This window comes from Halomonas sp. Ps84H-12, assembly GCF_024124725.1.
Classification (GTDB): domain Bacteria; phylum Pseudomonadota; class Gammaproteobacteria; order Pseudomonadales; family Halomonadaceae; genus Vreelandella; species Vreelandella aquamarina.
Genome location: NZ_JAMXSJ010000029.1, coordinates 23,272 through 44,119 on the forward strand (window position 1 = coordinate 23,272; position 20,848 = coordinate 44,119).

18 protein-coding genes are annotated in these 20,848 nt (G+C 58.1%); 13 read left to right on the forward strand and 5 right to left on the reverse strand.

Annotation, left to right across the window (positions count from 1 at the left end):
• Positions 1-221 precede the first annotated feature (221 nt).
• The 3 genes from zipA (at position 222) to NH344_RS13825 (ending at position 4,395) form a co-directional block, all read left to right on the forward strand.
• Complete coding sequence (zipA, locus tag NH344_RS13815) at positions 222-2,000, forward strand: cell division protein ZipA (RefSeq protein WP_253028020.1); 1,779 nt, start codon at positions 222-224, stop codon at positions 1,998-2,000.
• An 89-nt stretch (positions 2,001-2,089) separates the two neighbouring features.
• Positions 2,090-4,126, forward strand: coding sequence for an NAD-dependent DNA ligase LigA (gene ligA / locus NH344_RS13820; RefSeq protein WP_253028021.1), 2,037 nt, complete (start codon positions 2,090-2,092; stop codon positions 4,124-4,126).
• Positions 4,123-4,395, forward strand: a complete 273-nt coding sequence (locus NH344_RS13825) for a YheU family protein (RefSeq protein WP_044629984.1) — start codon at positions 4,123-4,125, stop codon at positions 4,393-4,395. The genes ligA and NH344_RS13825 overlap by 4 nt, the downstream gene beginning before the upstream one ends.
• Here NH344_RS13825 and mnmC read toward each other — a convergent pair.
• Positions 4,389-6,428 carry a bifunctional tRNA (5-methylaminomethyl-2-thiouridine)(34)-methyltransferase MnmD/FAD-dependent 5-carboxymethylaminomethyl-2-thiouridine(34) oxidoreductase MnmC gene (mnmC, locus tag NH344_RS13830; protein WP_253028022.1) on the reverse strand — a complete coding sequence of 680 codons (2,040 nt, stop codon included), beginning with the start codon at positions 6,426-6,428 and terminating at the stop codon, positions 4,389-4,391. The genes NH344_RS13825 and mnmC overlap by 7 nt on opposite strands.
• Before the next feature lie 157 nt (positions 6,429-6,585).
• The gene (locus tag NH344_RS13835) at positions 6,586-6,885 is read right to left on the reverse strand and encodes a YciI family protein (RefSeq protein WP_074210984.1); all 300 of its coding nucleotides are present in this window, start codon (positions 6,883-6,885) and stop codon (positions 6,586-6,588) included.
• Between the two features lie 131 nt (positions 6,886-7,016).
• Between NH344_RS13835 and NH344_RS13840 the strand changes: the two genes are divergently transcribed.
• Together NH344_RS13840 and NH344_RS13845 are read left to right on the forward strand one after the other, a co-directional pair.
• Positions 7,017-7,973 (forward strand): PHP domain-containing protein, encoded by a 957-nt coding sequence (locus NH344_RS13840; protein WP_074211633.1) that lies wholly within the window; start codon positions 7,017-7,019, stop codon positions 7,971-7,973.
• A 55-nt stretch (positions 7,974-8,028) separates the two neighbouring features.
• Positions 8,029-8,652 (forward strand): L-threonylcarbamoyladenylate synthase, encoded by a 624-nt coding sequence (locus tag NH344_RS13845; protein ID WP_062361567.1) that lies wholly within the window; start codon positions 8,029-8,031, stop codon positions 8,650-8,652.
• A 62-nt stretch (positions 8,653-8,714) separates the two neighbouring features.
• Here NH344_RS13845 and NH344_RS13850 read toward each other — a convergent pair whose 3' ends face one another.
• Entirely contained in the window at positions 8,715-9,617 is a 903-nt protein-coding gene (locus tag NH344_RS13850; RefSeq protein ID WP_062361564.1) for an ion transporter, read from the reverse strand.
• Between the two features lie 42 nt (positions 9,618-9,659).
• A complete protein-coding gene (locus NH344_RS13855) occupies positions 9,660-10,559 on the reverse strand; it encodes a CYTH domain-containing protein (protein ID WP_172515480.1) in 900 nt (299 codons plus the stop codon).
• Between the two features lie 136 nt (positions 10,560-10,695).
• Between NH344_RS13855 and NH344_RS13860 the strand changes: the two genes are divergently transcribed.
• The 8 genes from NH344_RS13860 (at position 10,696) to argA (ending at position 20,651) form a co-directional block, all read left to right on the forward strand.
• Positions 10,696-11,376 (forward strand): TIGR00153 family protein, encoded by a 681-nt coding sequence (locus tag NH344_RS13860; protein ID WP_044629978.1) that lies wholly within the window; start codon positions 10,696-10,698, stop codon positions 11,374-11,376.
• Between the two features lie 9 nt (positions 11,377-11,385).
• Positions 11,386-12,651 carry an inorganic phosphate transporter gene (locus NH344_RS13865; protein ID WP_253028023.1) on the forward strand — a complete coding sequence of 422 codons (1,266 nt, stop codon included), beginning with the start codon at positions 11,386-11,388 and terminating at the stop codon, positions 12,649-12,651.
• Between the two features lie 201 nt (positions 12,652-12,852).
• A complete protein-coding gene (locus NH344_RS13870) occupies positions 12,853-14,007 on the forward strand; it encodes a transposase (protein WP_253028024.1) in 1,155 nt (384 codons plus the stop codon).
• A 22-nt stretch (positions 14,008-14,029) separates the two neighbouring features.
• On the forward strand, positions 14,030-15,187 hold the full coding sequence (locus tag NH344_RS13875) for a site-specific integrase (RefSeq protein ID WP_137093415.1): 1,158 nt from the start codon (positions 14,030-14,032) through the stop codon (positions 15,185-15,187).
• On the forward strand, positions 15,180-16,796 hold the full coding sequence (locus NH344_RS13880; protein WP_137093414.1) for a phage integrase SAM-like domain-containing protein: 1,617 nt from the start codon (positions 15,180-15,182) through the stop codon (positions 16,794-16,796). The genes NH344_RS13875 and NH344_RS13880 overlap by 8 nt, the downstream gene beginning before the upstream one ends.
• Positions 16,793-18,649: a tyrosine-type recombinase/integrase gene (locus NH344_RS13885; protein ID WP_137093412.1), complete on the forward strand. Its 1,857-nt coding sequence runs from the start codon at positions 16,793-16,795 to the stop codon at positions 18,647-18,649. The genes NH344_RS13880 and NH344_RS13885 overlap by 4 nt, the downstream gene beginning before the upstream one ends.
• Positions 18,636-19,061 carry a hypothetical protein gene (locus tag NH344_RS13890; RefSeq protein WP_137093410.1) on the forward strand — a complete coding sequence of 142 codons (426 nt, stop codon included), beginning with the start codon at positions 18,636-18,638 and terminating at the stop codon, positions 19,059-19,061. Before NH344_RS13885 ends, NH344_RS13890 begins: the two co-directional genes overlap by 14 nt.
• Positions 19,062-19,334: 273 nt before the next feature.
• Positions 19,335-20,651 (forward strand): amino-acid N-acetyltransferase, encoded by a 1,317-nt coding sequence (gene argA, locus NH344_RS13895; protein ID WP_235253770.1) that lies wholly within the window; start codon positions 19,335-19,337, stop codon positions 20,649-20,651.
• 31 nt (positions 20,652-20,682) lie between these two features.
• Here the strand turns inward: argA and NH344_RS13900 are convergent, their stop codons facing one another.
• Entirely contained in the window at positions 20,683-20,844 is a 162-nt protein-coding gene (locus NH344_RS13900; RefSeq protein ID WP_235253769.1) for a hypothetical protein, read from the reverse strand.
• Positions 20,845-20,848: the final 4 nt, after the last annotated feature.

Consider the following 20,848-nt stretch of genomic DNA (forward strand, 5'->3'; position numbering starts at 1 on the left):
CGCGGAAAGGGCACTTTTGATGGTTGATAAGGTCGAAAAAATCGCCTAAAAAGCTCCCTTAGCGGCTCAAACGTGTGAAAATCAGCAAAAATTGGCTCTTTTCGTAGCAACCGCGCTATGCTTGGTGCTAAATATCGATTTATAAGAAGGTTCCCATATTCTGGCGCAGTGCCGCTCACTGTGCCCTAGTAACCGGTTAGATGACCCATGGAATGCTCGACATGGAATTAAGAGAGTGGTTAATCATTCTAGGACTGGCACTGGTTTCGCTAATCGTTGTCGACGGTGTGCGTAGGCTCCAGCGTCAGCGTCGTGTGCCCCGGCTAGACCAAGCGGTAAAAGATTTGCCTACCGCGAAGTTGGAAGAGTTAGACGACGAGGCGAAAGAAGCCGAGATCAATTGGGAGCTGCCAAACGGCGGTGCTCGGGTGGTCAAGCCCGCCGATTACAGTGGGCTGGGGCAAAAACCCAAGTTAGAGCGCCAAGAGCATCCAGGGCCTTCTAGGGTGCTGTCTGATTTCCGTCGCTCGGTTACCAAACCCTCAGGAAAGCCAAAACCTGCAGCAGCGAAATCTAACAAGGCGGAGCCGGCTGTCCAGGCAGCTACTGCTAATGTGTCAGCAACAGCTGATGCGTCTGCTGAAACCAGAAACGAAATGCGCGAACCGCCACGCCGTGAGCCAAGTGTCTTTACAGCTCGTGAAGAGGCCCCGAAAGCAGAGACCCCCCAGCCAGCGACCCCGGAGTCGTCCATGAGTGCCATGGAAGACGAAGCACCCCAGTCTCAGCAAACAGGTACAGCACCTGCGTCGTTCTCCGCCACTGATGAAGCACCTAGCGAACAGCCGAACACCGCTGAGCTAAACGCCTCTCATACACCAGAGCTCCATGCTGAGCTGGAAAGCAACCAAGCTCCTGAAGAGCCAGCGGCCGTTGAGCCAGATATTACTCCTGAGCCCGAGCCGGTGCTTCGCGCCGAGCCTGAAGATGCGGTATTTGCCAAGCACGCTTCCGACGCACCCAAGCGCCGCCAGTTGCGCGCCGACATGGCAGGCGATCACGAGCTAGATGACGATGAAATCGACGAGTATCGTTTAGTCGATTTTGAAGGCATTGGCCGTTCCTTTAAGCGCCGTATTATTGAGCGCCGTAAAGAGAAAGCCATCAAAAAAGCCGAGAAAGCCAAGCGAGCTGAAGCAGCCGCCAAGCAAAAAGCTGAGCGTAAAGCGCTGGAAGCCGAGCAGCGCCGTGAAGCGAAGCAGGCCGCTGAAGCGGAAAAAGCGCGTATCGCTCAAGAAAAAGCTCAAGCTCGCGAAGCCGCTGCTGCTAATGAAGCTGCCGCCCAACGCGACGCCGTGCAGCAGGCGCATGCCGAGCCTGAATTAGAGCGCTACGCAAACAGCGCTAGCCGCTATGAAGATCACTACCAGAGCGTTGATGACGAGTACGATGACGCTTATGCAGCCCAAGGCGTTGTGCGCGCGCACCCTACGTTGGAAAAAGCTCTGCGTCATGACGTGAACGGCGAGCACGCCAAAGAGACGCTTGCCAATGCTGACGAGTTGGTAGTCATTAGCGTGCTGTCGCGTGATCCCGAAGGTTTTGATGGCGACAAGTTGCTTGAACTAATGATGGCCTGTGGGTTGCGCTATTGCCGCGCGATGGGCGTCTTCAATCGCTTTGAAACGGAAAGCCCCAATAGCGAGCTGCAGTTCTCGATGGTGAACGTGCTCAAACCCGGCACTTTCCCCATCGAAGAGATGGATGAGTTTGTAACGCCTGGGATCACTTTCTTAATGCCCCTGCCCGGCGCGGTGGATAGCTCGGCTGCTTTTGAAGCAATGGTCGAAACGGCCATGGTGGTGGTACGCCACATGGGCGGCGAGCTTAAAGATGAAAACCGCAGCGTGATGACGGCGCAAACCATCGAGTTTGCCCGGCAGCGTGTTCATGAATTTGAGCGTCGCCACCGCCTGCACCGCCATATGCAGGCTCGCTAAACGCCGCGTTGTGCGAACACCCGCCTTCCTCAAGAAGGCGGGTGTTTTTGTTACTAATTACCTGTTTTATTTGTCTTCGGAACCTCTGAATGAGTCAGCCTGCCCCCACCCTGCTGGAAGAGATCAGCCAACTACGCGCTGATCTGGATGACGCCAACTACCGCTACTACGTGCTAGACGAGCCAACGTTAACCGACGCTGACTACGACCGTAAGTTGCAGCGCTTAAAGCAGTTAGAGGGCGAGCACCCCGAGTTGATTTCCCCCGACTCGCCCACTCAGCGAGTCGGCGCCGCTCCGGCAGAGGGCTTTCCCGAGGTTGCCCATGCCATTCCGATGCTCTCGCTGGATAATGCCTTTAGTCGTGACGATATTGTGGCCTTTGCCGAACGCGTGGCGGAACGCTTGGAGTGTCAGGCAGAAGAGATTGAGTTTAGCTGCGAGCCGAAGCTGGATGGCGCGGCGGTATCGCTGGTGTATGAGCAGGGCGTGTTGGTCAGCGGTGCGACCCGTGGGGATGGTCGCACGGGGGAAGGCATTACCTCTAACCTGCGTACCTTGCGCTCGGTGCCGCTTAAGCTCATGGGCAAAAACGTGCCTGAGTTGGTCGAAGTGCGCGGCGAAGTGATTATGCGCCACTCCGGCTTTGAAGCGCTCAACGAGCGTGCCAGAGAAGAGGGCAGCAAAGTATTTGCCAACCCGCGCAACGCTGCGGCTGGCAGCCTGCGTCAGCTCGACCCGCGCATTACGGCGACCCGCCCGTTGGAGTTCCACGCCTACCAAGCAGCACGCTTGGAGCCAGACTTGGGCGATGCCACCCACAGTGCGCTGATGGCACGGCTGTCCACCCTGGGCTTTCGCACTAGTGCAGAGTTAACCACGATGTACGGCCCCGACGCGGTAGCCGACTACTGCGAGCAGCTAGGCGCTAAACGCGACCAGCTTGGCTATGACATTGATGGTGTGGTGATTAAGGTCAACGACCTGCGCCACCAGCGAGAGCTGGGTTTTGTTGCCCGTGCCCCGCGTTGGGCGGTGGCGTTTAAATTCCCTGCCCAAGAAGAAGTCACGACCCTCAACGATGTGGAGTTTCAGGTAGGTCGCACCGGGGCGATTACGCCGGTGGCGCGCCTTGCGCCGGTCACCGTCGCAGGAGTGACTGTCTCTAACGCCACGCTGCATAACGCCGATGAAATTACTCGCTTGGGCGTGATGATTGGCGATACGGTAGCCATTCGCCGCGCAGGGGATGTGATTCCACAAGTGGTGCGAGTGGACGAAGAGAAGCGCCCGGCGGATGCCCGTGCGATTACCTTCCCCGACCACTGCCCAGTGTGCGGCTCGGATATCGAACGCCTGGAAGGCGAGGCGGTGGCACGCTGCTCTGGTGGGCTTTACTGCGCTGCCCAACGTAAAGAGGCGCTGAAGCACTTTGCCAGCCGTAAAGCGCTGGATATCGACGGCCTGGGCGAGAAGCTGATTGAACAGTTGGTGGATCAGGAGTGGGTGAAGACGCCTGCCGATCTCTTCCATCTCAGCGTAGAGCAGCTAAAGAGCCTGCCGCGTATGGGCGAAAAATCCGCCACCAACTTGGTTAACGCCCTGGAAAAGGCCAAGCAGACCACGCTGGCGCGGTTTATCTACGCGCTGGGCATTCGTGAGGTGGGCGAAGCCACGGCTGCTAACGTCGCCAACCATTTCGGCACGCTGCAAGCGCTGCAAGACGCCGATCAAGCGGCGCTGGAAGCGGTGAATGACGTAGGCCCCATTGTTGCCAAGCATATCCACACGTTTTTTCGCCAGCCCCATAACCTGGAAACACTCCAAGCGCTGATTGAGGCGGGCATTACTTGGCAAGAGTCAGAAGTCACCCAAGGCCCCACGCCGCTAGAGGGCCAAACCTGGGTGCTGACCGGTGCCATGGAGAGCATGACCCGTGACGAAGGCAAGGCGCGGCTTCAGGCGCTGGGGGCCAAGGTAGCGGGCAGCGTCTCTAAAAAAACGACTTGCCTAGTGGCGGGCGAAGCTGCAGGCAGTAAGCTCACCAAAGCCGAGCAGTTGGGGGTTGAAGTGATCGACGAAGCCACCTTTATTGAGCGTTTAGCCGCTTGGGAGCAAAGCGAATGAGCCGGTTTATCGAAGTGCCCGCGCGGATGCTGCCGCCAGAAACCTTAACCGCGCTGCTGGAAGCGTTTGTTACTCGACAAGGCTACGACACCACCGATACCGGCGAAGGCATGAGCGGCTGGGTCGCTGAGCTTAAGCAGCAGCTTGACCGACACGAGCTGATCATTGCCCACGACCTAGAGCTGGAAATGACCGAAGTGATGACCCTCGCCCAGTGGCGCTCCTTTGGGCGAGAGTTAGCAGATGATGAAGAAGAGGGCGATTACTGAGCCCGCACCAGCGCGCTAATGATGCGCCGCCCTGGGTGAAGGTGGTCAGCCAATGGCTGCTCAATGGGAAGCGGCTCATCGCAAATGCGCGATGCGATAACCTCCGCGCACAGCGGCGCGCTGGCCAGCCCTCGGGAACCGTGGGCGGTGGAGATCCACAGCCCTGGATGGTGCTCGCCATTAACAGGCGGCACTTTCGAGGCATCTTTACGCAGCACTGCGTAATCCCGCTGCCACGCGGCTGTGTGGGGCACCGGCCCGGCGTAAGGGGTTTTATCGGGGCTGGCGGCTCGCACTGCAGCCCGGCCTTCCAGCGCTTCTGGGCTTAACGTAACGCCAGCTGCCTCTAGCGCGGCGACCCACTCTGGCAGCGCTTGGCGTAGCTCATCAATATTGCGCTGGTGCTCTTCCTCGACCACTTGCGTTGTGGCGTTATTGGGCACAAAGCTGGCGCCAAAGGTCAGTACGTTATCCATCGGTGGTGATACATAGCCTCCCGCACATACCACTTTAGTGGGCACCTTCGTACCTGCTGGCAGCGTTAGCTCGCTGACCTGGCCGCGCACCTGCTGCAACGGCAGCTCGGCGGTTTGAGCAAACTGGTTAGCCAGGGATGCTGTAGCCACGATCACATGATCAGCCTGCAGCGTTTCGCCGCTGGCCAGCGTGACCTGCCACTGCGCCGTTTGGGAGGCTTGCTGGGCTTGCTGTAGCTCGCTGACGTCGCCCTGCCGTAGGGTGATATTGGCGTGCTGCAACAACTGTTCGCAGAGCTTTTTGGGCTGAACCCAGCCCGCCTGGGGATAAAATAGCCCGTGGGCTGCAGAGACCGGTACTTCCGCCAGCTCGCTTAGCGCATTGGTCTGTGCAGACACCACCGATTCTGGCAGCGGATGATTGGCCAGAAAACGCTGCTGGCGGTTAGCCTCTTTATCGCTTAGCGCGAGCTGTAACACGCCACAAGGCTGCCAGAGCGGCGGCTCCTGTGGAAAAGCGGCGGCCAGTTGGCCCAGCCAGCGCTGGCTGTATAGCAGCCCTGCTAGGTAAACACGGCTTTGGGGGTTGGTTTCTACTGCCAGCTTCACATAGAGCGCCCCTTGACGATTGCCGGAGCCGCCCGCGCCAGGGGCGTCACGCTCAACCACCGTGACTTGCTTGCCGCGCTTAGCCAGCGCTGCCGCTACGCTGCTGCCCGCTATGCCCGCGCCAATCACTACCACGTGGTTGGCATCGCGGTGGGCGGGGGGCGTGAACCAGGGCGCCGCGTTGCGCCGCGTATCTGTGGGCGGTGCTTCTATACCGCCCGCTAGCATCTCCCGCTTACGGCCAAACCCCGGCACTTTTTTCCAGTGAAACCCCGCCGCTTTCAGCCCGCGCTTGACGATGCCTGCGCAGGTGAACGTGGCAAAGGTGGCACCGGGGCGCGAACGGGCCGCCATGGCTTCAAAAAGCTCGGGCTGCCACATCTCGGGGTTTTTAGAGGGCGCAAAGCCATCTAAAAACCAAGCATCCACTTGGCCCTCCAGCAGGTTCAGCCGCTCGGTGGTGTCGCCAAAGTGCAGGTCGAGGGTGACGCGCTCGCTTAGGTGCAAACGGTGGATGCCGCTTACCGCCTCTGGCCATAGTTCGCACAGCACTTGTGAATAACCGGCCAGCGACGGCCACGCGCTTAGGGCGCGGGTAAGCGCTTCACGGCCCAGGGGAAATTTTTCTGTGGATAACAGATGCAGCCGTGCGCCTTTTGGGGCGTGCTGCTCAAAGCAGGCCCAGGCGCACAGTATATTTAGCCCGGTGCCAAAGCCTGTCTCGCCAATCACAAAGGCCCGTGCTTCCTGCCAAGCCGCAAACCGCTCGGGAAGTCGGTTGGCCCCTAAAAAAACGTGCTCGGTTTCTGCACGCCCATCCTCACGGGAAAAATAGACGTCGTCGAAGGCGTCTGAATGGGGAGAAGTGTCGTTCCACGTCAGCTGTGGGGCGGTTAACGCTTCAAGTGGGGGTAGAGCACTAGGGGATTGAGCAGGGCGTTGAGTCACGCGAGCATCCGTGGTGGCGATAATTGGTTAAAAAATGATCAATTTGTTAATCGGGGCGCTATCTCTGGCTTATAGAAAAGCGTCCGCCGAGTTTTCACAGAGTTTTCCACAGGCTCTGTGAAAAAGCGGGCGGACCCTCCACGCTCGCCCCTATTGGTCAAGGAAAAACTTTTTTGAACGGCTTAACAATTACCTTGGCATAGACCCCAGCGATGATGTATGGATCGGCATCTGCCCAGGCTTGGGCGTCCTCTAAACTATCGAATTCCGCCACCACTAAGCTGCCGCTAAAGCCCGCTTCGCCGGGGTCATTAGAATCAATGGCGGGGTGCGGGCCGGCCAGAATAAGCCGTCCCTCATCGCGCAGTGCTTCAAGCCGCGCTAAGTGGTCGGGGCGGGCTGCTAAGCGGCGCTCTAAGCTGTTGGCAACATCTTCACTGATAATGGCGTAAAGCATGGGGATAACTCCTTGAAGGCAGGGGTAACGTATCGGCCATAGCATTGACCGCACTCCGGTTAGCGCGCACCATGGCGAGCTTGTTCGTGTTCAACACGCCTATTCTAAACTCGCCACACGGCGTCATGCTAATGCCACTACTTCCTAACGCTCTTGCCTCCGTACTGCCTACCGCATTCGATGCCGACCAGCGCTACTCGGTTGACCTGCACATGCACTCAACCGCTTCTGATGGGGCGCTTTCCCCGACGGATCTGGTAACCCTATGCGCTGGGCGTGGGCTTACTCACATGGCGCTCACCGACCATGACACGATGGAAGGGGTGGAAGAAGCGAGCCGCGCCGCCCAGCAGGCAGGGCTTTGCCTGGTGCCGGGGTGTGAGTTATCCACCCGCTGGCAGGGGATTAATATTCACGTGGTAGCGCTAATGCCCGGCGGGCTGCAGGGGCCGATGATAGAGGGGCTTGAGCAGCAGCGGGAAGCGCGTATCAAGCGCGCTGAAGTGATCGCCGAGCGTTTAGAAAAAATGGGTTTACCCAACGCGCTGGAAAAAGCCCGCGCCCAGGCAGGCGGCGACCGCCCCCTAGGGCGACCTGACTTTGCCCGAGCGCTGGTGGCGGAAGGTGTGGTAGCCGATTGGGCCGGAGCCTTTAAGCGCTACCTGGGCAGTGGTAAAAAAGGCGATGTTAAAGCCCATTGGCCGGAAATTAGCGAAGCAGTGGGTTGGGTAGTGGCGTCTGGCGGAGTGGCCGTGCTGGCCCATCCGCTGCGCTACGGGCTTACCCGGCGCAAGCGCGGCCTGTTGATGGATACCTTTATGGAAGCCGGTGGCCAAGGCGTAGAGCTTGTTAGCGGCCAGCAAAACCCAGACGCCACCCGTGATTTGGCGCGCCAGTTGGTAGAGCGGGAGCTGTACGCCTCGTTGGGCAGTGATTTCCACTTTCCTGGCAGCCATGCAGCGCCTGGCAGCATGAGTCCGGTGCCCCGTACCGCCGCGCCGCCTATTTGGCAGCACCCCCGTTTAGCCCACCTGCGCGATGCCCCGAGCGGTATGCTGGGTGCTAAGCCGCTGAATAAGTTAAGCTAAAAGTGATATCGCTAAAAACCTTAGCTAACCAGATGCCTACAGGCAGGAGTAAGCGATGAGCCAATATTTTCAGATTCATCCGGAAAACCCACAAAAGCGGCTGATTGACCAAGCCACCGAGATTATTCGTAAGGGTGGAGTAGTCGCTTACCCAACGGACTCAGGCTACGCGCTGGGCTGCCATTTAGGCGAAAAAAAGGCCATCGAGAAGATCAAATGGCTGCGCTCGCTGGATGACAAGCATAACTTTACTCTAGTGTGCTCGGATCTTTCCGAAATAGGCACTTACGCTAAAGTGGATAATGCCGTGTTCAGGCTGCTGAAGGCTCACACGCCCGGCCCCTACACCTACATTCTGGATGCCACTACCGAAGTGCCGCGCTTGCTGCTGCACCCTAAGCGCCGCTCAATTGGTGTGCGGGTGCCCGATCACCGCATCACCCACGCGCTGCTAGAGGCGCTGGGTGAGCCGCTAATGAGCGTGACGCTGATTCCGGTTGGCGAGGCGCTGCCGATGAGCGACCCCGAGGAGATTCGCGAGCGCTTTGGTGCCCATCTGGATTTGATTATTGATGGCGGTGCCTGCCACCTTGACCCAACGAGCGTGATTGATCTTCGTGAACTGCCGCCCAAAGTCGTGCGGGAAGGGCGTGGCGATATAACGCCGTTTCAAGAGTAGCGGTCACTGAGCACTATTAAAACGGGGGCGCTTAGCGTCTCCGTTTTCGTATCGGCGAGGTGCTATTTATCCTCGCTTGGCGTCTCATCGTCGCTGCTCTCTTTGTGCGCTTTTTTGCGCGGGTCCTCGCTGTTCTCATCCAGCCAAGTGCCGCAGCGCAGGCAGTAGCGGGCACGCTTTTCGTGGCGGTCGTGGCCGCAGCCAGGGCAGGCTTCTTCTGAGTAGCGGTCTTCACGAATCGAGCGGATCACTTGGGCAGAAAACACCCCGGTGGGCACGGCAATAATCGAGTAGCCAATCAGCATCAGAATCACTGTGATGGCTTTGCCCAGCGAAGTGGCGGGCACAATATCCCCATACCCGACGGTGGTAATGCTCACGATGGCCCAATATATCGACATGGGGATGCTGGTAAAGCCCGACTCAGGGGACTCAATGGTGTACATCAGCGCGGCAAACAGTGTGACCACCATGAGAATGCTACTGAAAAATAGCAAAATCTGGCGCAGGCTACGTTTAAGCGCATCCAGCAGTAGCCTGCCTTCCCCCACAAACTCCATCAGTCGCAAAATGCGGAAGATGCGCAACACCCGCAAAATCCGCACCATCACCAGCGCATGCGCGCCAGGCACTAGTAGCACTAGCCAAGTGGGGATAATTGCAATCACATCCACCACGCCGTAAAAGCTTTTTAAATACACCGTGGGGCGTTCAAGGCAGTAAAGCCGTACCAGCAGTTCCAGGCTAAACAGCAGTGTAAAGGCCCATTCGATGTAGAAGAAAATATGCCCATAACGCTCGGCATAGATCTCAACGCTATCGAGCAAAATCACCGCAACGCTGAGCAGAATGGCGACGATTAGCGCAATATCAAACGCCTTCGCCCCCGGCGTATCGGATTCAAAAATAATATGGAACAGCCGGGCGCGGAGTCCTTCGGCGCCGGGAGTAAGGGGAAAGCTCATCGCGTCATCCTGAGGTGGGCTTAATGAGTGGTTGAAACGTGTTTAGCGTAGCGCGGTTTCATAAGCGAAGCGACGAGCCAAATTTAACGCAGCCGCGCCGTAGGCGGTGGTGGGCATGCCTGCGCTATCTAATGCCTTAGGCAGCATCTCAGCATCTGCCCGTGCGGCGCTATCCAGCTGCGGGTGCTGGGCAAGCGTTGCCAATGCCTGCTGCGCGGCGATTAAGTGCGTCGCGTCACCGCTATCGTGATAGGCGTCGAGTGCGACTGTCGCGCGGTGTAGCCACTCGGCCGGGTGCTGGGCATCAGGCAGCGGCCACTGCTGGCGGCCCAGCGCATTGCCCCGCGATGCCTTACTGCTGTCGGAGGGACGCAGTGGTACTTGGCTGGCCAGCTCGGCCGCCAGCGACCATAGCGCCTCAGGGTCGCCTGCTTTTAACTCTAGCTCCACTTCGCAAATCGGCGCGCGAGCCTTGCCACAAACGATCTCGCCCTCATCCAGCACCAGCTCAATCTTGCTGCCTTGCCAGGCAAGCTGCCAACTGCGGCGGGTGAAGTCTGTGCTTAGCGTCGAGCGCAGTGCCGCAATTTTGTCTGCTAACGCGTTTTGAAAGGGCGGCAGGGCGGCCAGGGCGGATTGATCTAAGCTGGGGTCAGGAACTTGCCACTCCCACTCCTGTCGGCTGGAGAGCCCGCCACCCCCTTGGCCGGCGGTTTTTACCGTCTGCAATACTTGGCTATCCAGCTGGCGCAGGCGCACCGCTATTCGTGCGGCGGCTAAATCTCCCGCCGGGGTATCGAAGTAGGTGTTGGCCAGCTGCTGCTGAACGGGGGGAGTGCTGGCGAGCACCGGATGGTGTAACAGCGCGTCGATCTGGGTGGGTGGCAGTGCCAGTTTTAGCTCTACCTCGGTCGGTGCTGGCATACTGGTTGAGTTTTTCATGACAATCGCCACCTCACTATTATGACATTTTGGTTAATTTTTGATGACATTATGAACTTTTCATGACGGCGGCGGACGCACTCTTTATACTGGCGCCCGCCATTTCCAGGCTCCCCGAAAACAGGCTAAAGGCTATATGGTAACCTCCAACCCTTTTTCCGCGATGTTTGGCCGCTCGCCATTCCAGCCGTTGCTGGCCCACATCGTCAAGGCCAATGAATGTGCCGACCAACTGCTGCCGTTCTTCGAGGCAACACTTGTCGGTGATTGGGACACGGCGGCTGAGCTGCGCGAGAACGTCACGCGCTTAGAGCACGACGCCGACACCCTGAAAACAGAACTGCGGCTGAACCTGCCTAACACCATGTTCCTGCCGGTATCGCGTTCTGACCTGCTCGATTTGATCAGTGTTCAGGACAAGATTGCCAATAAAGTGCGCGACATTACCGGCATTATGCTGGGCCGTAAAATGCGCGTACCCAATGAGCTGGCCGAACCGATGCGCGACTACATGCGCACCAGTGTGGCCTGTGTGGCCCAAGCTCGCCAAGCGCTTGAAGAATTGAAAGACCTGCTGGAATCCGGTTTTGGTCGCAATGTTTCCGATGTCATGCAAAACATGATCCGCGAACTGCACACCCTTGAGCACCAGGCCGATAGCCAGCAGGTGGCGATTCGTCGTCAGCTGTTTGAGCTTGAGAGCCAGCTACCGCCGGTGGATGTGATCTTCCTCTACAAGATCATTGAATGGGTGGGCGAAGTCTCTGATCGCGCTGAACGCGTAGGTAGCCGCCTGCAGATTTTGACCGCACGCTAAGGGATACTCATGCAGATTATTGCCCAGCACGGTGACATTTTTATCATTCTGGCCTGTGTATTTGGCTTCTTTATGGCGTGGGGCGTCGGCGCAAACGACGTCGCTAACGCCATGGGAACCTCGGTGGGGTCGAAAGCGATTACCATCAAACAGGCGATCCTTATTGCCGTTGTCTTTGAGTTTTTAGGCGCATGGCTGGCCGGTGGCGAAGTTACCAACACCATTCGTAAAGGCATCATCGACCCGGAGTTGCTGCAGGAAGACCCACAGCTGCTGGTGTACGGCATGTTAGCGGCGCTGCTGGCAGCGGGAACCTGGCTGCTAGTGGCCTCCATGAAAGGCTGGCCCGTTTCCACCACGCACTCCGTTGTGGGCGCGATTGTGGGCTTCGCGGTGGCAGGCCTGGGGGCTTCTACCGTGGATTGGGGAGCGGTTACCAAGATTGCGGCAAGCTGGGTCGTTTCCCCGCTGCTGGCCGGTACCATCGGCTTTGTGCTGTTCAAATCGGTCCACCACCTGATTTTTGAAAACGATAACCCGTTTACCGCCGCCAAGCGCTACGTGCCGGGCTATGTATTTTTGGTGGGCTTTATTGTTGCCATGGTCACGCTGACCAAAGGGCTCTCCCACGTGGGGCTCGACCTGACCTTTAACCAAAGCCTGCTGCTCTCCATCCTGCTCGGCTTGGTCATTATGGGCATTGGCATGCTGATGCAGCGCCGCATCAAATTCGAAAAGACCGCTAACGACCATTTTGGTTACGCCAACGTGGAGCGAGTGTTCGGCGTACTAATGATCTTCACCGCCTGTGCCATGGCCTTTGCCCACGGCTCTAATGATGTTGCCAATGCGGTTGGCCCGCTGGCAGCGGTGATCAGCGTGGTGCAAACCGGCGGTGAAATTGAGGGCTCGGCCCTTGTGCCCTGGTGGGTACTGGTACTAGGTGGCGGCGGTATCGTCGTTGGCTTGGTTACCTATGGCCATAAAGTCATCGCGACGGTCGGTACCGGCATTACTGAGCTGACGCCTAGCCGTGGTTTTGCGGCCACCCTGGCGGCGGCTACCACCGTAGTGCTGGCATCGGGTACTGGTCTGCCCATCTCGACCACTCACACCCTAGTGGGCGCGGTGCTGGGCGTAGGCTTGGCCCGTGGTATGGCGGCGCTTAACCTGCGAGTGATTGGTACCATTGCTATGTCGTGGCTGATTACGCTGCCTGCTGGTGCTGGTTTGGCGATTCTGTTCTTCTTTATGTTTAAAGGCATGTTTGGTTAACAGACGGAGCTAACTCCGCACCGAATGCCACAGCTCGGCTGAACCGCCAAGCCTACAGCGGCACCTTCTTAGCAAAAATCCGCGTAAGCCCTCGCCCACTCGAGCGGGGATACAAGCGGGCAGCGCGATAGCGCTGCTGGGTTTGCGGCATGGGGCCCAGTGGCATAAGCTGTACATACATCCATGCATCAATGGCGCGCCATGCTGAAGGCTACGAAGGTACGACTCTACCCCACGACCGAGCAGGCGGAGTTCCTGAACCGCCAGTTCGGCGCGGTGCGCTTCGTCTATAACACCGGCCTTCGCATCATTTCCCATCGCCACAAGCGTCACGGCCAGTCGCTGAGCGCCAAGCACGACATCAAAAAGCTGCTGCCGGTGGCCAAGAAGTCGCGCAAATATGGGTGGCTGAAAGAAGCTGATTCCGTGGCTCTCCAGCAGGCGTGCTTGAACCTCGACCATGCTTTCCAGCGCTTCTTCGACCCCGCGCAGAAAGCCGGCTATCCGCGCTTCAAGAGCAAGCGGGGCAAGCAGTCCAGCTATCACTGCGTCGGCGTCAAGGCCGGCGACGACTGGATCAAGGTGCCCAAGCTTGGACCCATCAAGGCCAGGATGCATCGACAGGTCGAGGGCAGGCTGAAAAGCATCACCTTGACCCGTACCGTCACCGGCAAGCACTACGCCTCGCTGCTCTACGAAACAGAGCAGGCCGCCCCAGCACCGCTGAAGGCGGTCGACGCCGCCAAGGTCCTCGGCCTCGATATGGGGCTGTCGCATCTGGCCATTGACTCCACCGGCCGCAAGATCGCCAATCCGCGCTTCCTCAAGCAGGCGCAGCAAAATCTCAAGCGCAAGCAGCAGGCGTTGTCCCGCACGAAGAAGGGCAGCGCCAATCGGGCCAAGGCACGGTTACTCGTCGCCAAGGCGCACGAGCGGCTGGCGAATGCCCGCCATGACTTCCAGCACAAGTTCTCTCGACAGATCGTTGACGATAACCAAGCGGTGATCGTCGAGACGCTGAAGGCCCGCAACATGATGAAGAACGCCAGGCTAGCCAAGCACATCGGCGATGCGTCCTGGCATGCCTTGGTGACCAAGCTGGATTACAAGGCCAAGGAGCAGGGCAAGCATCTGGTCAAGATCGACCCGTGGTTTGCCAGCTCCAAGACCTGCCATGTCTGCCAGCACAAGATGGACGCCATGCCGTTGAACATCCGGTCGTGGGAGTGCCCCGCCTGCCACACACAGCACGACCGGGACATCAACGCGGCGCTGAACATCAAGCATCAAGGCATTATCGAGCTGAAGGCGGAAGGGCTGTCCGTCTCTGCCCATGATTACCGCTTACAAAAGTGATATATCATGCTAGAGTCTCAATATGGACCTCTTCTTCAGCACGAACAAATTCAAGCTCAACGGCCTAAGCTACTCCGGTTTTCCAATCCTTATTTCTAGGGAGGGGAAGGTTGTTGAGGAAGCTCTGGACTTTTGCATAGCACACCTGATCAAGCGTGGAAGGGTTCAATCCAAGAAGTCGTGGGTCACCTACGGGAAAGCGTTGTATCAGTTCTTTGGCTGGTGTGAGGTGAATGACATTGACTGGTGTGATGTGGGCAATGACCGAGAAGCGACGATCCTGGCGGAGTTCCGTGATTGGAATCTGAGTCCCGAGGGTGGAAGCCTTTCCGCAGCAACGGTGAATGCGCGACTACGACTTCTTTGCGCGTTCTACCGGTATGCCGCCAACAGTGGTTGGGTGACGACTGTTCCGTATTCGATGGAAACGGTAACGGTGAGGCAACCTAAAGGCTTCCTCGCTCACGTCGATGCGAGTGGTGGGAGTCGCACGACCGCAGATGTCATGCTGAGGACCCCGCGAACCGTAATTCGGGTGCTGAGCAAGCATCAGTCGGTTGATCTCTTGAATGCTACCACCAATCCCACTCACAAGCTGATCATGCGGTTGGCGCTCACGACAGGACTGCGCCGTGAAGAGCTGGCTACGTTTCCGCTGAAGTACGTGATCGATCCAGTGATGTACACCAAGCACCGCTCCTTCATCCGGATCAATCTCGATCCGCGCGACATGACCATCAAGCGGAATCAGCCCCGGGGAATCGACGTGCCTCGCACCGTCATGGAAGCCCTCTGGCAATACGTCCTGAACCGTCGCCATCAGCATGAGAACATTTCTGGCCAGCGCCAGTCCGTTTTGTTCCTGACGGAATCCGGCCAACCCTACGCGAACGACGGGGCAGCCTTTCTGGGCCTTGTAAAGAAGGCTGGGGCGGCTGCCGGCATTCCTTACATCAACGTCCATATTCTGCGGCATACCTACGCCACGCATACGCTGTACGCAATGATGCAATCCAAGGCCCAGACCCATGCCTTGCTGTACGTACGCGACCGCCTGGGCCACGCCTCGGTCACATCCACCGAGAAATACCTGCACTGTCTCTCAGAGCTTGAGGATGCGCTGATGAACGACTACCAAAGCGAAATCGATCTGATCAGCAGGGAGATTGGCAGTGCCTAGAAAAAAACTTCAATCGACAGCCTCCCGCCCTGGCAAAGATGCCAGTGACAAAACGTTGGAACTCACGAGTCTACCTCCAGCTCAGATGGTCGTGTCCTTGCCCGAAAATGCGACGGGTCGACGCAACCTTGATTTCGCTAAGCACTACGGAAACGGATGCGATGTGGTGGTCTATGCCACTCAACGCGCACTGGATCTTATGGCCAGGGCCTGCGCCGAAAGCGATGGAAAAACGCTCAGCGCGGCTACTATCGCTAGATATCACCAAAACGGGTTATCAGCCTTTCTACCCTTCTGTGCCACAATGTCTGCCGCGTTGAAACGTGAGCTGCGCCTGGATGATATTGACCGTCAGTTTATCGACCAATTCATTGCCCATTTGCGGCAGTCGGATGTCCGCTTGTCGAGCCAGAAGGTTCGATACGCAACCACCAAGGCGGTACTGGCGGCGATGGGAGAATCAGGCTGGATTGCCAAAGATATTTTTCCGCGCAACCCCTTTCCAAACTCCAACCGATCAATGAAGGGACAGACCGCTTTGAGCGAGCCAGAGCGCCGTAGCGTTCTGCAGGCGCTAAAAACCGATATGCGGGCGATTATCAAAGGAAGTGGGTCGCTAACCTCAGAAGAACTTGCTGTCTGCCTGCTGGCCATTGCAGCGCGAACGGGCATCAATCCGACCCCCGCCCTGGAGCTCCTGACCGACTGCCTTCAGCCCCATCCCATCAAGTCAGACAGGTACGTGCTGGTCAGCTTTAAGCGTCGCGGCAACGCCACGCACATCCAGAGCCTGCGTCGCGCCGCCGATGTTGAGTCGATGGTGTCGGCGCTGCCTGACGTGGCCCGCATCATAGATCTTGTGCGCGAGCGCAACGACACGATACGACAGTCGAGTAACTCCCCGGCGTTTCTGTTTGTCTACGAGAGCCTATCCAGGAAAAACGCCGGGAAAATGGGCCGGCTGGCTCAACACACTCTCACCCGCGGCATTAAGGCGTTTCTCGACCGGCATCAGATAACCGATGCTGACGGCAAGCCTCTGAGGCTCAACGTCATGCGTCTGCGTAAGACGTTTGAGAACCATCTGTTCACCCTGTCCGGCCAGGACCCCTTCCTGACAGCAAGGCTCGGTGGCCATACCCCGAAGGTGTCCGACAACCACTATCTGGAAGCTCCGGAAAGGGCTGAGCAAGATTGGCGGCTCATGGGCGAGGTTCGAACTGAAGAGCTATTGAACCACGGCAAGGTTGCACCTCTGCCGACACAGAACACGCCGATAGCCCACTGTCGGGATACCTTGAACGGTGAACGTGCACCCAAGAATGGCGAGCACTGCCAGAAGTTTCTGGCTTGCTTTCGTTGTCGGTCATTCGTTGTGACGAGTGATGATCTCCACCGTGTCTTCAGTCTTTATTGGGCACTGGTCAGGATGCGCCAGAAAATGGGTGCGAGCGCGTGGAAACGGGTCTACGGTCATATCATCCGAATCATCGACCAAGAGATCGCCCCGCAATTTGATGGCGAGCTGGTGAGTATCCAACGGCAGCGGGCGGAGGTCGACCCACACCCCTTCTGGCGTGATCCGGAGCGCTTGGAGGACATAGCATGAACGCAGCCGAATTCCGTGCAGGGCAACTCAAAGCCCTCCATGCCGTCCAGACAGGAATGATCAACCCAAACGCGCTCATCTCGGGCATGCGTCTGGAAGACGGCTCCTACTACGTTCTGAGCCGCTACAGTGATGATGTGTGGACTCTGCCAGACAGCCTTTTTCCTGCTGGAGCGAAAGATACCCAGAAAAAGCTCAACTTCTTACGTGTGCCTGTGATGTTTCGAGAAACGCTGCGTGCCTGTACGGCGCATTACATCCTGAACGGCATTGAAGGCCGCAGCCGACCCAAGGGCATCACGATATACCAGTTTTTCCAGAGCGTGACATTGTTTCTGACTTGGCTTCAGGACCAAAGCATAGCCCGACTGAGCGACGCGACGCCGCTGATCGGGCATCAATATGTAAGCTTTTGCAGAGGGCTGAGGGGCCGAAAAGGGAAACCGCTTTCAGGTGGCACGCTGAAGCAGCGTTTCTTGGCTGTAGAAACAGTCCATATCCTCAGTCAGCAGTCCGATGACCCTATGCGACACCCCTGGCCGGAATCGTCAGCAAAGTACCTGGCAGGGCTGACGGGGCAAGGCAATCCTCAACTCCAAGAAGCCAGAACCGAAATCATTCCGGATGATATTCTAGGACCACTGTTCCAGTCGTCGATTGAATGGCTGGACCGGGCCGATGAGATCATTAGTCTCCGCGCTCAGGTGGAAGGCTGGAAGTCAGAGGATCGGAGTTTTAGGTTCATTCAACCGCGCCTGAAAAAACTCGGCTGGACGTTAAGCGGCATTCGTACAGCGGAGCAACACCTTCAAACGGCGTGCATGAGCATCATCCTGATCACCACCGGTATCCGCGTATCCGAACTCTGTTCACTGGAAAATCAGTGTGCGTTCAAAACGCTGGATGAAGAGGGTGAGCCCTTTCATTGGATGCGCGGCACCTCGTACAAGACAGGCGCGGGAGCCTGTGAATGGCTGGTAGCCGAGATTACTCACCGCGCCCTCACGGTGGCGGAGAGCCTGGTGCGCTCCCTGCAAGCGCAACTGGAACAACGTATTTTTGATCTGCGAACTGACGATCCGAAGGACCCCGACATTGCGCGACTGAAAGAGCATACCCGTCGTCTATTCCTCGCGGTCTCAACGAGACAGAACAACCGAGTCGGAACTCTTTCGAGAGATTCGATCATTGATCGCCTCAATGCGTTTGCTGCCCAGTGTGGGCTGGACTGGCGCTTTGCGCCGCACCAGTTCCGGCGCACCTTCGCGGTCTACGCGGCTCACAGCGCCTTTGGCGACCTTCGCTACCTGCGGGATCATTTCAAGCACTGGTCGCTAGACATGACCACTTTGTACGCCATGTCCCGGCTCCAAGATGCCGAGCTTTACGACAGCGTGGGCCTGGCCGCACTGAGCATCAAGACCGATCTTCTGGAGCACTGGCTGGAGCCTGATGCCATTCTGGTGGGAGGTGCTGCCGAACCAATCCGGGCCTTCCGCACGAAGAACGAGGCGCTGGCTGCCAAGGAGAATCGCGCTGAGATGGCTAAGACGATCAGCCCCCTAGTTCATCTGCGAGCCACTGGTGTCGCGTGGTGTACCGCCGACACCGGAGGTTGCAACGGTGGCCAGGGCGTAGAGAAAACACGTTGTGCTGATTGTGGCAATGCGGTTATCGATGAGTCACGTAAGGCTGTATGGCAGGGTATTTATGCACAGCAGATCGAGTTGCGCGACCTCACAGACATTGGACCTGGAGGAACCGAGCGAGTCGAGCGTGATCTTAAGCGCTGCGAGGCGGTCCTGAAGGGGCTTGGGGCAACTGAAGAGGATCTGGCTTATGTCGCAACCTAAAGATACTTCCCAACCCCCAACGCGGGGTGAATTGACCGCAAAGGCTATACGCCAAGCCATTGTAAGAATAGAGAAAGGTCGCCCCAAGGTGGTTAAGCCGGGACGCAAGCTCAGCATCCAGTCTGTGGCCGAGGAAGCCGGGGTCAGCCGAGCCACCATTCACAACAATCACCCTGGACTCGCTGAGCGTATTCGAGAATCCGGAAACAAGGCTGTCCGGGCACAACGGGACGAAAAGAATACCGAGCTCAAAGAGCTGAGAGCCAAATACACCGGACTCAGACAGGAGCATGTTCACGCCCGCGAACTCAATCGAGACATGGCTTCTGAAATGGCCACTCTAGTCGCGGAGAATCAGCGTCTACGAGCCATCGCAGAGAACAAAAAAGTGATCGGTTTTCCCTCGAAATAAACCTAAAGCTGTTACCTTTCTAATTAATCAATAAAATCAAGATCTTATTATGTTGTAACATAATACAAGCTGCGGTAATCCCATGGAGGCTTGCGTAAGTCCGGCACATCGTCGGCAGCTGCCTGAGAAGTGGGAAGCCTCGCCCGCTAGGGCGGGGAGTAGTCACCACACGATCTTTGAATAAGATCTTTGCAATAGAAGGTGCCGCTGTTTTTTGTGCTCTGTTAAAGTAAACAGCGTTACCTTCATTCACCTGCTGCCGGAGAGCGGCCCTTGGACACTCGTTTCCCCTTTGTAGATTGGTTTCGTAATGCCTCCCCATACATTAATGCGCACCGGGGGCGAACCTTTGTCATCTTGATTGAGGGCGAAGCCATGGCGTCGGGCCGAGGGGAGCAGCTCATCCAGGATTTAGCGCTGCTGCACACCTTAGGTGTGCGCTTGGTAGTGGTGTTCGGCATTCGCCCTCAGGTACATGAGGCACTGACTGCCGCTGGCGTAGAACCCACCCGGGTGGATGGCCGCTGGGTGGCCGATCGCGCGGTGATGGCCCACGTTGAGCAGGTAGCGGCGCACCAGCGGCTCTGGCTGGAAGCCCGGCTTTCCCTTGGTCTGCCCAGCACGCCGCTACACGGCGTAGAACTCAGCGTGATTTCCGGCAACCTAGTCACCGCCAAGCCGCTAGGCGTGCGCGAAGGAGTGGATTTTGACCATAGCGGCGAAGTGCGCCGGGTGCGGGCCAGCGCCATTGAGGGGCTGCTGGAAAAAGGCTCGCTAGTGCTGCTGCCACCGCTGGGATTCTCCAGCACGGGTGAAGTGTTTGATTTAGACGCCTCGGAAGTGGCCCAGCACGCCGCCGTGGCCCTAAAGGCCGATAAACTGATTCTACTGGGCGAGTCGGAAGGATTGGAGGACGAGCAGGGCGCGCTCTTGCGCCAGCTTTCCCCTTTTGAGGCAGAGCCGCGCCTGCAGCAAGCCGCGCCGGGTAGCGAATTGGCGCGACACTTGAGTGCTGCCTGCACCGCCGCCCGTGAGGGTGTAGCACGCACTCACTTGCTCTCGTGGCGCAATCATGACGCGCTGCTGGGCGAGCTGTTCACCCGTGACGGCGTGGGCACCATGATCACCCAGCACCGCTACGAGCAGCTGCGCCCGGCCACGCTCAATGACGTGGCGGGCCTGCTGGAGCTGCTGGAGCCTCTGGAGCGGCGCGGCATGCTGGTGGCCCGCTCCCGAGAGCGGTTAGAGCACGAAATTGATGATTACATGGTGATTGAGCGCGACGGCATGGTGATCGGCTGCGCGGCGCTGCACGTCTTCCCCGAGACCACCGTGGGCGAGCTGGCCTGCGTGGCCGTGCATGGCAATTACCGGGGCGGCGAGCGCGGCGAGCGACTGGTCGAAGCCCTGGAACGACGCGCCCGCCAGCAGGGGCTTTCCGATATGTTCGTGCTCACCACTCATACCGCCCACTGGTTCGTGGAGCGCGGCTTCCGCGCCGCCAGCCTGGAAGACCTGCCCCCCCTCAAACGCGAGGCCTACAACCACGCCCGTAAATCCAAGGTGCTGGTGAAAAATCTGGCGGGTTAGTGGGGGAAACCGGCACCATGCGCGCTATCGACTACCTAATGACAATTTCCCGGCAGAAGCTGGGCGCGGCCACATCGCCTTTCAGCACCAGGCGGCGGCCTTCGGCCTCTACCAGCTGCTTGGTCTCTTCGGCGTCGCGGCTCTCCTTGAGGTGCACGATCACACTGTCGGCCCCTTCACGGGCGTAGTGCACGGCA